The sequence below is a fragment of the Sphingomonas sp. LR59 genome, from assembly GCF_036855945.1.
Classification (GTDB): Bacteria; Pseudomonadota; Alphaproteobacteria; order Sphingomonadales; family Sphingomonadaceae; genus Sphingomonas.
This window is the reverse complement of record NZ_JASPFL010000001.1, coordinates 3,180,314-3,193,270: the sequence shown is the minus strand read 5'-3', so window position 1 is coordinate 3,193,270 and position 12,957 is coordinate 3,180,314. Positions and strand designations below refer to the sequence as shown.

The window sequence follows — 12,957 nt, the reverse complement described above, 5'->3', positions numbered from 1 at the left end:
CTCCCGCTTGCGGGAGGGGTTAGGGAGGGCCTACCCGTCGCGCTGCGCCTGGATCATGCCCTCCCCGACCCCTCCCGCAAGCGGGAGGGGAGATACGCCTTCTACTCCCCTCCCGCTCGCGGGAGGGGTTGGGGGTGGGCTCGCGGCTAGTTTCAAACGGAGTGCTCCGCGATGGCGCGTGCCCACCCCTACCCCCTCCCGCTTGCGGGAGGGGAGAGATCAGGGATAGCTAACCGTCTTCGGGATCGCCGGGATCTCGATCCATTCCTTGTCGTCGCCGGGCACTTTCGGGAAGTTGCCCGCATTCCAGTCGCGTTTCGCCTGTTCGATGCGATCCCGGTTCGAGCTGACGAAGTTCCACCAGACGTGGCGCGGCGTCGTGAACGCGTCGCCGCCGCACAGCATCGCGCGGCCGCCATGCGCGGACCGCAGCGTCGCGGAAATGCCGGGGCGCAGGACGTACAGCACTTGCGGCTCCAGCTTCACGCCTTCCAGCGTCGCCTCGCCCATTGCGAGGTAGATCGCGCGCTCCTCGGCAGCTGCGTCGATCGGCACGCTCGCGCCCGGGTCGAGCGCGATGTCGGCGTAGATCGTGCCCGAATAGGTCGTCGTCGGCGCGGTCTGGCCCCAGAGGCTCCCCATGATGATCCGCGAGCGCGCGCCGTGCGCCTCGATCGTCGGCAGCTGCGCCTTGGTGACGTGCTCGAACGCGGGGTCGATCTCCTCGACCGCCTCGGGCATCGCCAGCCAGGTCTGGATGCCCGACAGGTTCGGCCCTTCGGCACGCTCGTCGCCGGGCGAGCGTTCTGAATGGACGATGCCGTGACCCGCGGTCATCAAATTGACCGCGCCGGGCTCGATCCGCGCCTGCGTGCCGAGCGAGATCGCGGTGGTCGATCGCGCCGTCGAACAAATATGTGACGGTCGACAGGTTGATATGCGGATGCGGGCGCACGTCGATGCCCTGGCCGATCTCGAGATGCGCGGGGCCCATCTGGTCGAAGAACAGGAACGGGCCGACCATCGTTCGTTCCTTGTTCGGCAGCGTACGATGGACCTTGAAACCGCCAAGATCGTGCGTCGACGGCAGGATGGTCTGGAGGACGAAATCATCGAGCATGCGCGTTATCCCTTGGCAGGTTCCGTGGCGTCGAGAAGTTCGACCAGGTCTGCGGGATAGAGCGTTTCGTGGAAGCCCGCGATGTCGTTTCGGGAAAACCAGCGGTGACCGACGAGCAGTTGCTTCTCCTGTTCGGTGAGATTGCCCGCCTTCACGTCGCAGGTGTCGACATCGATCCGGAAATAGCGTTCGTCGGCGGTGACCTCGACGCCTTCGAAGGTCAGGAAGTCGATGGTGCGTTGCGCGACCTCGGGGCCGCAGTCGATGTCGAGGCCGACTTCTTCCCACAGTTCGCGGCGGGCGGCGGCGGCGTAGCTCTCGCCCGGATCGACTGCGCCGCCCGGCGTGCACCAGAGCGGCGGACGGTCGGTGGGTGTGAAACGGAACATCAATACGCGATCCTGGCCGTCGACAAGGAGGATGCGCGCTGCTGGGCGTGGGGTCCTCATAACCCGGTGCACCACCCCGGCGAAGGCCGGGGTCCAGTTGGAAAGGTCGATATGGCGATGGGCTGCCCATCGTTACCCCTGACCCTCAACTGGACCCCGGCCTTCGCCGGGGAGGTGTTGGTTGGCGAGGTGCTGAGTGTTAGAACGCTGCCAAGTCTCATACCGCGTCGAGTTCCGGATAGGCGCGGAAGATGCCGTCGGTGTTGAACGCCAAGCGCCGGTCGCTTTTCAGATACGCCTTGATGCCCGGCAGTCCCGCGACCTGATCGTGGATGCGGACGAGGTTCGGGTGGTCGGGTTCGAGCGTCTTCATCCGCTTCGGGAACATGTACCGCAGCCCTTCGATCACCTGGAACAGCGAGGTGTCGGCATAGCTCCACTTGTGATCGATCAGCCAGTCTCCCGGATTGGCCTGCGCCGCATCCTCCAAATGACCGAGATACTTCGGCAGCCGTTCCTCGCGGAACTGTTTCGCCGCCCGCGCGGCTTCGGGCTTCTGGTCGTCGTAATAGTCCATCATCGCGACCGGATGGTGGACGTTGTGGACCTCCGCGACGAGGTCGGCGATCGTCAGTTGGAGTTGGTTGAGCCACAGCCGGTCCGCCATGGTCGACGGCGCGAGACCGTGGCGCTCGCCGAGATACATCAGGATGTTGGCGACCTGCGCGATCACCAGGCCGTCGAGCTCCAGATACGGCGGCGCGAACGGCGTCCGTCCGGTGCGGGCGTTCAGATCGGCGAGCAAACCCTCTTCGCCTACGCCACGCGCGCAATCCTCATACGCGATCTCGGCGCCTTCAAGTGCGAGCCGGACGAACTCGCCGCGCCCCTGGATGGAGGGCCAGTACCAGAGCTTGTACGCCATCAGATTTCCCCGGGTGCGCGGGCCTTGATAGCAAGCGCGTGGATCTTCGTGCTCAACAGTTCGGCGAGCGCCTGGTTCACGAGGCGTTGGCGCGCGACGCGATTAAGGCTTTCGAACTTCGGGGTTTCCACCTCGACGCGAAAATGCGTCTCGCCGGTGCCGTCGTCGCCCATGTGGCCGGCATGGAGCCCGCTCTCGTTGACGACGGTCAGGTGCGTCGGGGCGAGGGTCGCGGTGAGGCGGGCGGTGATCTGGTCCTGTACGGAGCCGGTGGCGAGGTCTGTCATGCTCCCTATATAGCCCGTTTTGGAAGCGCGGGGAGCCGGTGGCGGACGACGATCGAAAAGAGCGTAAGGAACGCCCCAGCCCACGGTTTCACGGCCGCGTGGAAGGGACGGGTCGCGTCTGCATGTGGCGCGACTGCGAGGAGCCTGGCGAATTCCGTGCACCCCCGCTGGAGGGCCCGAGCGACGGCGGCCCGCCGCAGTTCCGCTGGTTCTGCCTGGAGCATGTCCGCGCGTTCAACTCCGGCTATAATTTCTTCGACGGGATGACCGCGGACGAGATCCACCACGCCCAGCGACCGATGGCGGGCTGGGAGCGTGAGACGCGCGCGTTCGCGCATGGCGGCGGCGACACCCCGCCGAAATGGGCGGACTTCGCGGACCCGATCGATGCGATCGGCGCGCGGTTCGGCGAGCGGATGGCGGCAGCCCGGAAAGACGGTCGCGTGCTATCCGACGGCGAGCGGCGCTCGTTGCGCGTGCTCGGATTGGGGACCGATACCGACCGCACGCAACTGCGCAAACGCTACAGCGAACTCGTGCGGCGCTTCCATCCCGACCGCAACGGCGGCGACCGCGCGCACGAGGCCGACCTGCAAAAGGTGATCGCGGCCTACCAGCACCTGAAGGGCGCAGCGGCGTTCGCCTGACGCGTCGGCGTTCGGGTCACGCCGCAGTTCCCCCGGGTCAGGTCGACTGGGATCCGCCCATCGTCGCTGCCGCGGCGGTTATATCCATGAAGAACGGTCCCCAGCCATGCCCGTCGAGGTCCTCGAAGGCGCGGCTGTACATGAAGCCCATGTCCTCGGGGTCGTGCAATTCGCGTCCGCCCGCCGCCAGGGCCGCTTCCGTAATCGCATCGACCTCGGCTTGGCTGTCGAACGACAGGGCCAGCAGCACGCCGCTGGTCGTCTTCGCGTCGATGATCTGCTTGGACGTGAAGGTCGAATAAAAGGCGCGATCGAGTAGCATCACGGAAATCGTGTCGGACCATGCCATCGCCGATCCCTGCTCGTTCGAGAACATCGCGTTCCGCTCGAACCCGATCGCTGCGTAGAATGCGGTCGCGGCCGCGACGTCGGCGACCGGCAGGTTCAAGAATATGGCCTTGCTCACGGCTGCTCTCCTAGTTCGACTCGGTTTCGCACCGGTGTTTGCAATGCATGCGCGCAATGGTTATCTAAAACAACTATGAAGTTAGAAAATGTAACCAAGATCTCACCGAAGCGATGGTATGATGATGCGTGCGGTACGGCGATGGCGCTCGAACTGGTCGGCGAGCGCTGGTCGCTGCTGGTCGTGCGCGAACTGATGTTCGGTCCGCGCCGGTTCGGCGAACTGAAGGCTGACCTCGGCGGCATAAGTGCGAATGTCCTGACGCAGCGGCTGGCGGGACTGGCGCGCGCCGGCATCCTGATCCGACGCACGCTCCCGTCGCCGGCCAGCGTGCAGGTCTACGAACTGACGCCCTGGGGGTATGAGAGCGAGACCTCGATCCGCGAACTCGGTCGATGGGCGGCGCGGTCGCCTGCGCATGATCCCACCCTACCGCTCAGCGCGGCCTCGCTGATGCTGTCGTTCCGGACGATGTTCTCGCGGCAGCGTGCCGATGGCTGGACCGCGGTCGTCGGTTTTCGGCTGGGCGGCGAGGGGTTCGTCGGCCGGGTCGATGGCGACTGGATCCATGTCGTGCGCGCCGACCCGTCGGCAGCGGACGTTACGTTCGACGGCGATCCGATGACGATCGCATCGCTCGTCTATGGCGCAAGGCCCTTTCGCGATGCGGAAGCCGCGGGCACATTGCAGATCACCGGGAACCGTGCGCTCGCCGAGCGGTTCGTCACACTCTTTCCGCTACCGGATAAGGTCGCGGTTGAGTAACGCCCCTCGCTTGTCCTAGAGCGGTCGGGAACACGAGGCCAACATGACCGATATCCCGAATACCCAGCCCGATAGCCGCGAGACCACGATCCTCGACGCACCCGACCGCATGGTGAAGGTGCGCGAGATGTTCGGGATCGATTCCGACATGGAAGTGCCGGCGTTTTCCGAAGCCGACGAGCGCGTGCCCGATCTCGATCCGGCGTACGTGTTCGATGCCGACACCACGCTCGCCGTGCTGGCGGGGTTTGCGCATAACCGTCGCGTGATGGTCCAGGGCTATCACGGCACCGGCAAGTCGACGCATATCGAGCAGGTCGCGGCGCGCCTGAAATGGCCGTGCATCCGCATCAACCTCGACGCGCATATCAGCCGCATCGACCTGATCGGCCGCGACGCGATCGTGCTGAAGGACGGCCAGCAGATCACCGAGTTCCGCGAAGGGCTGCTGCCCTGGGCGTTGCAGACGCCGACCGCGCTAGTGTTCGACGAATATGACGCCGGCCGCCCGGACGTGATGTTCGTGATCCAGCGCGTGCTGGAGACCGAGGGCAAGCTGACGCTGCTCGACCAGAACCGCGTGATCCGTCCGAACCCGTGGTTCCGCCTGTTCGCGACCGCCAACACGGTCGGCCTCGGCGATACGAGCGGGCTGTATCACGGCACGCAGCAGATCAACCAGGGCCAGATGGACCGCTGGAACATCGTCGTCACGCTGAACTATCTGCCGGCCAAGGTCGAGGCGCAGATCGTCCTCGCCAAGTCCGGCGAATACGACAAGCCCGACGGCAAGAAGGTCGTCGAGAACATGGTTCGCGTCGCCGACATGACCCGCAAGGGCTTCGTCAACGGCGACATCTCGACCGTGATGAGCCCGCGCACGGTGATCACCTGGGCGCAGAACGCGCTGATCTTTGGCGACGTCGGCTTTGCGTTCCGCCTGTCGTTCCTCAACAAGTGCGACGAAGCGGAGCGGCCGCTGGTCGCCGAATATTACCAGCGCGTGTTCGGTAAGGACCTGCCCGAGAGCGTGGTGGGTAAGGCCTGAGCCTTTGGCCAACGAAACCCCTCTCGATCGCTTCAAGGCGGTCCTCGCCGGCACCGCGCGCGCGATCGCGGAGGAGCCGGAGGTCGAACTCGCCTTCACCGCGGACGCGCCGACGCAGTCGGGCAAGCACATCAAAGTGCCGATGCCCGCTCGCGCCCTGCCGCTGGAGCAGGTCGCGGAGGCGCGTGGGTTCGCGGACGGCTTTGCACTTAGGTTGAAGCATCACGACATCGCGCTGCATAATCGTGCGGCGCCGGTCGATGCGGTGGCGCGTGCGGTGTTTGATTCCGTCGAGACTGCACGGGTCGAGGCGCTCGGCTCGCTTGGATATGCCGGCATCACCGAGAACCTCGAGCGCGCGCTCGACGTCCGTCTGCGCGCCGACCCGATCACGCGCGCGCGCAACCGTGACGAGGTGCCGCTGTCGACCGCGCTTGGCCTCATGGTGCGCGAGCGGCTGACCGGGCAGGAATCGCCCGCGATCGCCGCGCCGGGCCTCGCGCTGGTCCGCGAGTGGATCGAGAGCAAGACCGATCTCGATGCGCTGGCCTATGCGCTCGACGACCAGAAGGCGTTCCAGGGCTTAGCGCGGAAGATGCTGCAAGAGCTCGAGCTGGTCGAAGGCGATCAGGTCCCCGAGGAGAGCGACGAGGGCGGCTCCGAGGACGAGGGCACCGACGAGCAGCAGCAGGACGAGGGCGACGAAGGCGACGACCAGGGCGAGGACGGCCAGGGCGAAGTCGAGGCGCGCGGCGAACAGTCCGAGCAGCAGAACGAGGAAAGCGACGGCCAGGAGCAGAGCGACGAGTCGATGGACGACATCGACGGCGAGCCAAGCGACGACGGCGAGGAAGGCATGCAGCCGGTCCGCCCGAACCGTCCCTTCGCGGACATGGGCGGCGCGTTCGACTACAAGCCGTGGACGACGCAGTTCGACGAGGTCATCGCCGCCACCGAGCTGTGTGACGCCGACGAACTCGCAAGGCTGCGTGGCTATCTCGACCAGCAGCTCGTGCACCTGCAATCGACCGTGTCGAAGCTCGCAAACCGGCTCCAGCGGCGGTTGATGGCGCAGCAGTCGCGGTCGTGGGATTTCGATCAGGAGGAGGGTATCCTCGACGCGGCGCGTCTCGCGCGCGTGATCGTCAACCCGACTCTGTCGCTGAGCTACAAGGCCGAGCGGGAGACCGACTTCCGTGACACCGTCGTGACGCTGCTGATCGACAATTCGGGATCGATGCGCGGTCGTCCGATCTCGATCGCGGCGATCAGCGCGGACATCCTCGCGCGCACGCTGGAGCGCTGCGGTGTGAAGACCGAGATTCTCGGGTTCACGACTCGCGCGTGGAAGGGAGGGCAGAGCCGCGAGACGTGGCTCGCCGCCGGGCGGCCGCCGCAGCCGGGGCGCCTCAACGACATCCGCCATATCGTCTACAAGCGTGCGGACGAGCCGTGGCGGCGCGCGCGCAACTCGCTGGGCCTCATGATGCGCGAGGGGTTGCTGAAGGAGAATATCGACGGCGAGGCGCTGATGTGGGCGCACGCGCGGCTGGTCGCTCGGCCCGAGGAACGTCGTATCCTGATGGTGATCAGCGACGGCGCGCCGGTCGACGATTCGACGCTCAGCGTGAACTCGGGATCGTATCTCGAGCGGCATCTGCGCCAGGTGATAGGCTGGATCGAGAGCAAGTCGCCGGTCGAACTGGTCGCGATCGGCATCGGTCACGACGTCACCCGCTATTACGCGCGGGCCGTGACGATCATGGATGTCGAACAGCTTGGCGGCACGATCATCGAACAGCTGGCTTCGCTGTTCGACACCGAGTGACCGACCAGTGATCGAAGCGCCCGCGGGCGGGTTCCACGGGCCCGTCAAGCGCTCGATCACGATCGCCGGCCACCAGACCTCGATCAGCCTCGAACCCGTCTTCTGGCGGGCGCTCGAAGCCGATGCGACGCGTCTTGCCTTGCCCCTGTCAGCGCTCGTCGCCGAGATCGACGCGATTCGCATTGTTGCGGACGATCCGCCCAATCTTGCTAGCGCGTTAAGAACATGGCTGTTCGATAATCCAGGTTGAGAACTACTCGCATTAGCGTTGACAGTGCGAACGACTCTCAATAGCGAGCCCCTCAGAACAAAGGGGTTTGTCTATGTCGCTACCTTCGCCGCGTGCATCGTTGCCGCGCTCGTCCTCTGTGCCGGCCTTTCTCGCTTTGTCGTGCGTCGGCGCCTTCGCGACTGCGCCGGCCTATGCCGCGGATGCCGACAAGTCGGCCGCGCCGGTAACCGATGCGCAGCAGCGCGAGGAGATCCTCGTCAACGGCCAGCGCCTGCACGACGAAGGTCCCAAGCAGGTCGCGCCGCTGGTGAACACGCCGCGCTCGGTGATCGTCCTGCCGAAGGAAGTTATCGAGCAGACCGGGTCGAACAGCCTCGCCGATGCGCTGCGCACCGTGCCCGGCATCACCTTCGGCGCAGCGGAGGGCGGCAATCCGATCGGCGACCGCCCGTTCATCCGCGGTTTCGACAGCCAGGGCAGCATCTATGTCGACGGCGTCCGCGATCTCGCCGCGCAGACGCGTGAAGTGTTCGCGGTCGATTCGGTGCAGATCGTCCGCGGCTCGGATTCGACGCTCGGCGGGCGCGGCTCGGCTGGCGGCACGATCAACATCCTGTCGCGGCTGCCGCAGCTCGACAATTTCGGATCGCTCAGCGCCAGCTACGGCGAGGCGGACTACAAGCGCATCACCGGCGACGTGAACCTCAAGGTCTCGGACACCGCCGCGTTCCGCATCGAGGGGATGTGGCACGATCAGGACGTCGCCGGGCGCGATGCGATCTGGCAGAAGCGCTGGGGCATCGCGCCATCGTTCGCGGTCGGGCTCGGCACGCCGACCCGGCTGACCGCCAGCTTCTATCACATGGAGAGCAGCGAACTGCCCGACAGCGGCATCCCGTATCTCTACACGATCAATAATCATCCCGGCACCGGCAACGTCACGACCCAGCCTGCGCTCGGCACCGTGACGACCGCCAGCGGCCAGACCGGCTACGTCTCGCGGAAGAACTTCTACGGGCTGGCCGCGCGCGATTTCCGCGATGCGACCACCAATCAAGCGACGCTCCGCGTCGAGCATGATTTCGGCGGCATCACGCTGCGCAACACCGCGCGCTACACGCACAGCGACCAGAGCTATATCTTCACTCTGCCCGACGACAGCCAGGGCAATGTCTATGGCACGACCGCGACCAACACCGGCGCGAACGTGACCAATGGCGGCTATGTCTGGACTCGCGGCAACACGCGCTACGGCTATAGCGAGAGTATCGTCGACCAGACCGACCTGTACGGGAAGTTCAATACCGGCGGTATCGAGCACAGCTTCTCGCTCGGCACCGAAATCTCGTGGGAAAAGACGAGGCGCGGTGCGTTCGTGTCGGCGAACGGATCGACGATCTCGCCACGTTGCAACACCGCGACGATCGCGCGCTCCTATTGCGTCAGCTTGTTCAATCCAAACCCCTATGCGCCGTGGGTCAATTACACGAGCGACACGTCGACCACTCCGACGCCGATCGTGAAGGGCGCAACGTCCGCTGAGACGCAGAACGACGCGAACACCAAGGCAGTCTATGCGTTTGATTCGATCACGCTGATGCCGGCGCTGATCCTCAACCTCGGCGCACGCTACGATCGGTTTCAGTCGACCGTCATCCTGCCGGGTGCCCAGCAGACCCGGATCAAGCGCGTCGACAACCTGTTCAACTGGCAGGCCGGCCTCGTGTTCAAGCCGACGCCCGAGACCAGCCTGTATGCAAGCTATGCGACCGCCGCGACGCCGCCCAACAGTCTGCTCGGCGAAGGCCGCGAGGACAATGCGATCACCGCAGCCGTGCTCAATCTGCTAAAGCCGCAAAAGACAAAGTCGTACGAGGTCGGCGCCAAGGCCAGCCTGTTTGCCGAGAAGCTCCAGCTCGGCGCGGCGGTGTTCCAGACCGACATCGCCAATGCGCGCGTGCTCGACGACAACAACACCGCTTCGTTCATCGGCGAGACGCGGATCCGTGGCGTCGAGTTCAACGTCAGTGGGACGATCCTGCCAGGCTGGACTGTGTTCGGCGGGTTCACGCATCTCGATCCGAAGATCATCGACGGCGGCTTCACGACGCTGACCGCCGCCGCGCTCCCCGGCGTGCAGCCGGCCCGGACGATCGGCGTCGTGTCGGTCAACACCGGCAAGCAGGTCCCGCAGACCGCGAAGAACAGCTTCACCGCGACGACCAACGTCACCGTGACCAAGCGGCTACAGATCGGCGGCACGGCCTTGTACATGGACGACCAGATCGGTGGCTATGCCGACAACCGCACCGCGACGCAGACTGTCGCCGGCGTCGTATCGGTCAACCCGGCGACCAAGGTCCTGACACGCAGCACGCCCGATTACTGGCGCTTCGATGCGCGCGCGAGCTACAAGCTGACCGACAATGTCGACCTCAGCGTCAACGCGCAGAATTTGACGAACAAGACCTACTTCTCGCAGACCTATGCCAGCCACTACGCCACGCTCGCCGCCGGTCGCACGATCTTCGGCACGGTGAACCTGCGTTTCTGAGGACGATATGACGGCGATCGACACCCTCACCCCCGACGCCATCGCCGCGCGTCTCTCTGGAAGTCCGCAGGAGCGCGCGGCGTTCGTGCGCGAGGCAGCGGACGCGGGCGTTGCCGAGGCGCAGGCGGTGTATGGGCAGATGTTGCTCGACGGAGTTGGCGTTGCGGTGGACCCGGTCGCTGCGCTGGGCTGGTTTACCAAGGCGGCAGCGCAGCATCACGTGATGGCGCTCAACATGGTCGGGCGTTGCTACGATCTCGGCTGGGGCACGCGGATCGATAAGACGCGCGCGGCGGAATGCTACCGCGTCGCGGCGGCGCGTGGGCTCGATTGGGCGATGTACAATTACGCGACGTTGCTTGCGCTGGGCGAGGGCGTTGCCGAGGACAAGCCGGCTGCGCTGGCGTTGCTGGAGAAGGTCGCGGCAATGCACTCGGGGCTCGCCAGTGCGAAGGCGATCAACTTCGTCGGCAGTTTCGCGGAAGACGGTTGGGCTTGCGAGCGCGACATGACGCGTGCCGCGGCATGCTATGCGACTGCGGCGGAAGGCGGCGATTTCCGCGGCTGCTTCAATCACGCGCGCATGCTTGGCGCGGCGGGGGAGATCGAAATGGCACTTGGTTGGCTGAGACAGGCGGGCGCACGGGGCAACGCGGCGTTCCTCGCCAAGGCCGAAGCGTGGCTGGAAGCGAGCGATATCCCGGCGTTCCGGACGTCCGGCGTGGCGGCATTGCGGGAGGCGGCGGCATGCTGATCGCCATTCCCGACGTGCTCGAGCCGGCTGACGTGACGCGCGTCCGAGCGCTGATCGACGCGGCCGCGTGGATCGACGGCAACGCCACCTCAGGCCCGCAATCCGCGCTCGCCAAGCGCAACGAGCAACTGCCCGAGGACTCCGCCGCGGCGCGCGAGGCCGGGGGGATCATCCTCGACGCGCTCGGCCGCTCCGCGCTGTTCGTCGCCGCCGCGCTGCCGCTGAAAGTCTTCCCGCCGCTGTTCAACCGCTATGCCGGCGGCCAGGATTTCGGGCTGCACGTCGATAATGCCATCCGGATCAAGCGCGGCTCCGACTTCCGGATCCGCAGCGACCTGTCGGCGACGCTGTTCCTGGCCGAACCGGAGACGTACGATGGCGGCGAACTGGTGATCGAGGACCAGTTCGGCCCGCAATCGGTCAAGCTGCCCGCTGGCCACATGGTGGTCTATCCCGCCTCCAGCCTGCACCGCGTCGAGCCGGTGACGCGGGGCGTGCGCGTCGCTTCGTTCTTCTGGTTGCAGTCGATCGTCCGCGACGATGGCGCACGGCGGATCCTGTTCGACCTCGATCAAGGCGTGCAGGCGGTCGCAGCCGCGCAGGGGCACGGCGATCCGGCGACGGTGCGGTTGACGGGGGTGTACCACAATCTGCTGCGCCGCTGGGCGGATGTTTGAGCACGCATGACGGAAAGGGGATGGATGGACTTGGCTACGCCCGCCATGCCACGCTCCACGAACGGGGGAATATTCGATGAGTAAACTGGCGATGCGACGGGCCTGGTTTCAGGTCCACAAGTGGATCGGGCTGATCCTGGCGATCCTGATCATTCCGCTGTCGCTGAGCGGCGCGGCGCTGGTGTGGCATGATGCGCTCGACCGGATCGTCGATCCGAGCCGCTATGCGGTGTCGGGAACGACAGTGCTCAGCCCGGATACCTATGTCGCGGCGGCAGCGGCCCGGCTTACGCACGGCGAGAGGATCGCGCAGCTGACGATGCCCGAGGATGGCGGCCCGGTCGTGATTGCGGCAGCGGCGGCGGGGAGTGCGCCCAAGCGGCCGGGGCCACCGCAGCGGACGATGGTGTATCTCGATCCGCCGACCGCGCGCGTGCTGGAGGTGTCGCCCTCGAATGGCGGACTCGTGCGGTTCCTGCATGTGCTCCACGGCAGCCTGCAATTGCCGGGGGTCGGTCGGTCGATCGTCGGCTGGATCGGGGTGACGATGATGGTGTCGTGCTTTACCGGACTGTGGCTGTGGTGGCCGACGATCGGCAAGTGGACGCGCGGGCTGCGGTATCGGCGGCATCGCAACGTTGATACGAACCTGCACCATCTGTTCGGCTTCTGGATCGCGCTGCCGCTGTTCGTGCTGTCGCTGACCGGCGCGTGGATCTCGTTCCCGCAATTCTTCGGCACGCTCACCGGCGAGGCTTCGCGGCCTAAAGGCGGTCCCGATCGCGGGGCGATGATGCGCGCGAAACCGCTCGCGAAACCCGCCCAGCCGCTCGACGTGGCGATCGGCAAGGCGCGGGCGCTGGCGGGTGGCGCACCGTTGCGGAGTGTTGCGTGGCCGACCGATCTCAGCGCGGACTGGACCGTGACGTTCGCGCGCGGGGGGACGCCGGTCGGGGTGAAGATCGCCGACGATACCGGCGGCGCGACCGCGGCGCCGGCGCGGCCTCAGGGCGGTGTGGGGCGGTGGATGCGGCGGATCCACGATGGCACCGACATGGGGGCGCTGTGGCAGGCGATCATCTTCATCGGCGGGATTCTGCCGGCGGTGCTGGCGGTGACCGGGGTGATCATGTGGTGGCGCGCGAGAGGATGGAAGGCGGAACTGGCGGCGCGTCGGGCTGCGTAAGTTTTCCCTCGCCCCGCTGGGGAGAGGGAAGGAGGAGCATTTGCGACGGGAGGGTGAGGGCACGTGCTTTGGCTGGCGT

General features: G+C 66.0%; 13 protein-coding genes and 1 pseudogene. 9 read left to right on the top strand and 5 right to left on the bottom strand.

What is annotated here, in order from left to right:
- Window positions 1–219: 219 nt before the first annotated feature.
- The 4 genes and pseudogenes from QP164_RS14885 to QP164_RS14870 form a co-directional block, all read right to left on the bottom strand.
- Window positions 220–1,120 (bottom strand): annotated as a pseudogene (locus tag QP164_RS14885) (pirin family protein).
- Between the two features lie 5 nt (window positions 1,121–1,125).
- Window positions 1,126–1,569 carry an NUDIX hydrolase gene (locus QP164_RS14880; protein WP_333923645.1) on the bottom strand — a complete coding sequence of 148 codons (444 nt, stop codon included), beginning with the start codon at window positions 1,567–1,569 and terminating at the stop codon, window positions 1,126–1,128.
- Window positions 1,570–1,726: 157 nt separating this feature from the next.
- Window positions 1,727–2,434: a glutathione S-transferase gene (locus tag QP164_RS14875; protein ID WP_333923644.1), complete on the bottom strand. Its 708-nt coding sequence runs from the start codon at window positions 2,432–2,434 to the stop codon at window positions 1,727–1,729.
- Window positions 2,434–2,721, bottom strand: coding sequence for a BolA family protein (locus QP164_RS14870; protein ID WP_333923643.1), 288 nt, complete (start codon window positions 2,719–2,721; stop codon window positions 2,434–2,436). The genes QP164_RS14875 and QP164_RS14870 overlap by 1 nt, the downstream gene beginning before the upstream one ends.
- 122 nt (window positions 2,722–2,843) lie before the next feature.
- On the opposite strand from QP164_RS14870, the gene QP164_RS14865 reads away from it, so the two are divergent.
- Entirely contained in the window at window positions 2,844–3,368 is a 525-nt protein-coding gene (locus QP164_RS14865; protein ID WP_333923642.1) for a J domain-containing protein, read from the top strand.
- A 37-nt stretch (window positions 3,369–3,405) separates the two neighbouring features.
- Here QP164_RS14865 and QP164_RS14860 read toward each other — a convergent pair whose 3' ends face one another.
- On the bottom strand, window positions 3,406–3,834 hold the full coding sequence (locus QP164_RS14860) for a VOC family protein (RefSeq protein ID WP_333923641.1): 429 nt from the start codon (window positions 3,832–3,834) through the stop codon (window positions 3,406–3,408).
- Window positions 3,835–3,909: 75 nt separating this feature from the next.
- On the opposite strand from QP164_RS14860, the gene QP164_RS14855 reads away from it, so the two are divergent.
- From QP164_RS14855 to QP164_RS14820, 8 genes are all read left to right on the top strand, one after another.
- Window positions 3,910–4,599 carry a winged helix-turn-helix transcriptional regulator gene (locus QP164_RS14855; protein ID WP_333923640.1) on the top strand — a complete coding sequence of 230 codons (690 nt, stop codon included), beginning with the start codon at window positions 3,910–3,912 and terminating at the stop codon, window positions 4,597–4,599.
- Window positions 4,600–4,642: 43 nt separating this feature from the next.
- A complete protein-coding gene (cobS, locus tag QP164_RS14850) occupies window positions 4,643–5,647 on the top strand; it encodes a cobaltochelatase subunit CobS (RefSeq protein WP_055874633.1) in 1,005 nt (334 codons plus the stop codon).
- Between the two features lie 4 nt (window positions 5,648–5,651).
- Window positions 5,652–7,475: a cobaltochelatase subunit CobT gene (cobT, locus tag QP164_RS14845; protein WP_333923639.1), complete on the top strand. Its 1,824-nt coding sequence runs from the start codon at window positions 5,652–5,654 to the stop codon at window positions 7,473–7,475.
- A 7-nt stretch (window positions 7,476–7,482) separates the two neighbouring features.
- Window positions 7,483–7,725, top strand: a complete 243-nt coding sequence (locus QP164_RS14840; RefSeq protein ID WP_333923638.1) for a ribbon-helix-helix domain-containing protein — start codon at window positions 7,483–7,485, stop codon at window positions 7,723–7,725.
- A gap of 73 nt (window positions 7,726–7,798) precedes the next feature.
- Complete coding sequence (locus tag QP164_RS14835) at window positions 7,799–10,261, top strand: TonB-dependent receptor (RefSeq protein ID WP_333923637.1); 2,463 nt, start codon at window positions 7,799–7,801, stop codon at window positions 10,259–10,261.
- Window positions 10,262–10,268: 7 nt separating this feature from the next.
- Entirely contained in the window at window positions 10,269–11,015 is a 747-nt protein-coding gene (locus QP164_RS14830) for a tetratricopeptide repeat protein (protein WP_132734851.1), read from the top strand.
- Entirely contained in the window at window positions 11,009–11,692 is a 684-nt protein-coding gene (locus QP164_RS14825) for a Fe2+-dependent dioxygenase (RefSeq protein ID WP_333923636.1), read from the top strand. The genes QP164_RS14830 and QP164_RS14825 overlap by 7 nt, the downstream gene beginning before the upstream one ends.
- A 76-nt stretch (window positions 11,693–11,768) precedes the next feature.
- On the top strand, window positions 11,769–12,878 hold the full coding sequence (locus QP164_RS14820; RefSeq protein WP_333923635.1) for a PepSY-associated TM helix domain-containing protein: 1,110 nt from the start codon (window positions 11,769–11,771) through the stop codon (window positions 12,876–12,878).
- Window positions 12,879–12,957: the final 79 nt, after the last annotated feature.

Bases quoted from the DNA above. Each gene is read 5' to 3' on its own strand.
- QP164_RS14865 (WP_333923642.1), top strand. From the start codon at position 2,844: ATGTGGCGCGACTGCGAGGAGCCTGGCGAATTCCGTGCACCCCCGCTG.
- QP164_RS14820 (WP_333923635.1), top strand. From the start codon at position 11,769: ATGAGTAAACTGGCGATGCGACGGGCCTGGTTTCAGGTCCACAAGTGG.
- cobS (WP_055874633.1), top strand. From the start codon at position 4,643: ATGACCGATATCCCGAATACCCAGCCCGATAGCCGCGAGACCACGATC.
- QP164_RS14870 (WP_333923643.1), bottom strand. From the start codon at position 2,721: ATGACAGACCTCGCCACCGGCTCCGTACAGGACCAGATCACCGCCCGC.
- QP164_RS14880 (WP_333923645.1), bottom strand. From the start codon at position 1,569: ATGAGGACCCCACGCCCAGCAGCGCGCATCCTCCTTGTCGACGGCCAG.
- QP164_RS14830 (WP_132734851.1), top strand. From the start codon at position 10,269: ATGACGGCGATCGACACCCTCACCCCCGACGCCATCGCCGCGCGTCTC.
- QP164_RS14855 (WP_333923640.1), top strand. From the start codon at position 3,910: ATGAAGTTAGAAAATGTAACCAAGATCTCACCGAAGCGATGGTATGAT.
- QP164_RS14825 (WP_333923636.1), top strand. From the start codon at position 11,009: ATGCTGATCGCCATTCCCGACGTGCTCGAGCCGGCTGACGTGACGCGC.
- QP164_RS14875 (WP_333923644.1), bottom strand. From the start codon at position 2,434: ATGGCGTACAAGCTCTGGTACTGGCCCTCCATCCAGGGGCGCGGCGAG.
- QP164_RS14835 (WP_333923637.1), top strand. From the start codon at position 7,799: ATGTCGCTACCTTCGCCGCGTGCATCGTTGCCGCGCTCGTCCTCTGTG.